This is a genomic window from Amycolatopsis anabasis, from assembly GCF_009765355.1.
Taxonomy (GTDB): Bacteria; Actinomycetota; Actinomycetes; order Mycobacteriales; family Pseudonocardiaceae; genus Amycolatopsis; species Amycolatopsis anabasis.
The window spans coordinates 1-2429 of record NZ_VTHK01000143.1; the positions used below are offsets into that span (position 1 = coordinate 1).

General features: G+C 71.0%; 1 protein-coding gene. It reads left to right on the forward strand.

Annotation, left to right across the window (positions count from 1 at the left end):
• Positions 1–63 precede the first annotated feature (63 nt).
• Positions 64–2429, forward strand: a 2366-nt coding sequence (locus tag FXO23_RS50365; RefSeq protein ID WP_246258673.1) for a PEP/pyruvate-binding domain-containing protein, incomplete at its 3' end; no start/stop codon positions are given.

Sequence of the window (2429 nt, forward strand, 5' to 3'; positions counted from 1 at the left end):
GAGGAGGATGAGGGGATGGCATTGATTCGTCTGTCTGCTGTTGGCTCTTCGATGATCGATCGGGTGGGTGGGAAGGCCGCCGGGCTCGGCGAGATGATCAAGGCGGGCGAGTGTGTCCCGGACGGGTTCTGCCTGACCGTCGAGTCCTATCAGGCGCGCCAGTTGCCTGAGAAAGAGTTGATCGACGCCTATCAGCGGCTCGGCGCGGGCCGGGTGGCGGTGCGCTCCAGCGCCACCGCTGAGGATCTGCCCGATGCCAGCTTCGCCGGTCAGCAGGACACCTACCTCAACATCGAAGGCGTCGGCCAGCTCGTCGAGGCCGTCCGCAAGTGCTGGGACTCCTTGCACACCGACCGGGCCGTGGCCTACCGCGCCACCGTCGGTATCGACGATGCCGCCATGGCGGTGGTGATCCAGCGGATGATCGACCCCGCGGTGGCGGGTGTCCTGTTCACCGCCAACCCGATCACCGGATGCCGCACGGAGATGGTCGTCGACGCGGCCCGGGGGCTGGGGACGGCGATCGTCGAGGGCACCGTTATTCCCGACCACTACGTCCTCGACCACCAGTCGGCCGTACCGCGGCGAGCCGAGGGATGTCTTGGCGCGCAACAGCTCGAACAACTCCGGGACGCCGGTCTGCGGCTGCAACGGCATTTCGGCGCGCCGCAGGACATCGAATGGGCGATCGACTCCGACGGCGTGCTGTGGCTGCTGCAGTCCCGGCCGATCACCACCCTGTTCCCGCTGCCACCGGACACCGGCGAGACCCGGCTGTACCTCGAATTCGGCCACATTCAAGGGATGCTCCGCCCGTGCACACCGATGGGGACGTCCTTGCTCAAGGCCGGATCGGCGATGTGGTTCCAGGCGCACGGCGTCCGGGGCGATCCGCGGGATCCGCTGCCCCGCCTGGTCCCCATCGGCGGGCGGCTCTACTTCGACCTGACCGACTTCGTCCGCAACAAGGCCCTGCGCAAGCGGCTGCCGACGTCCCTGCAGGTGTACGGGCCACGGGTGCAGGGCGCCGTCGAGCGCATCATGGCCGATCCGCGCTTCGCCCCGCGGCGCGGCTTTCCGTTCCGGCTGCGCAACCTCCTCCGGGCCACCGCACGGCTGGCGCCGAGCATGATCGCCGGGCTCGTGTGGAGCCTGGCCCGCCCGGACGCGGCCCGCGCCCGCGCCTACCGCGCGGTGGAGGAGATCCGGTGCCGGACCGTACCGCCCCGGGACTCGGCGACCGCGGCGGAGCGGCTGAGGTGGGTCATCGAGGACTCGCATCGGGCGTTCATGAGCCACGGCATGCTGGGGCTGATGTGGCCCTTGATGGCCGGGATCTTCCTCGGGGTGGCGCCCTCCGGGCTGCTCAAGGGCATCGCCTCGGACGAGGAACTGGACATCGTCCTGGGCGGAATGCCCCACAACGTCACCACCGAGATGGATCTCGCGTTGTGGAACCTCGCGGTGCACGCGCGAGCCCACCGCGAGGTATTCCTCACCACCCTGCCCGACGAACTGGCCGCGCGGTACCGCGCCGGGCAACTGCCCGATATCGGGATGGCCGGGTTCCTGGAGCGGTACGGCATGCGCGCGGCGGCCGAGATCGACGTCGGCCTGCCCCGCTGGGAGGAGGACCCGGCGCCGCTGTTCGCCACGATCGCCAACTACCTCCGCGTCGACGACCCCGAGCAGGCACCCGACCGGCGCTTCGCCCAGGCCGCCCGGAAGGCCGAAGCGATGATCGAGACGCTGTCCCGGCGGGCGCGCCGCACGCGGCCGGTCCGCGGCCGCCTCGCGACGTTCCTCATGCGCCGGTCGCGCAAGCTCACCGGACTGCGCGAGATCGGGAAGTTCGCCTGGCTGCCCGCGCTCCACGCGTCCCGTCGGCAACTCCTGCTGATCGGCGACGACCTGGTCGCGCGCGGCCTGCTCGAAAGCGCCGACGACATCATGTTCCTCACCCTCGAGGAAGCCCGCGAGGCCGTACAGGACGGGGCCGACCACCGGGACCTGATCGCCACCCGGCGCGCGGACCACCAGCGGGAGCTACGGCGGCCCACCGTTCCGGGCGCCTTGCTGTCGGACGGGACCGATGTGGAGGCGCTCGCCACGGCGGCCCCGACCGAAGAAGGGGTGCTGACCGGGATGGCCGGGGCGGCAGGCCGGGCGACCGGGAGGGCGCGTGTGATCCGCGATCCGGTCGGCGCGCACATCGAGCCGGGCGAGATCCTCGTGGCGCCGACCACCGACCCCGGATGGACCCCGCTGTTCCTGACCACGGCCGGCCTGGTCACCGAAACCGGCTCACCGGTCGCGCACGGCCCCACGGTCGCCCGGGAATACGGCATCCCGGCCGTCATCTGCGTCCGCAACGCCACCCACGAAATCACCACCGGCCAGCTGATCACCATCGACGGAACCGCGGGCAC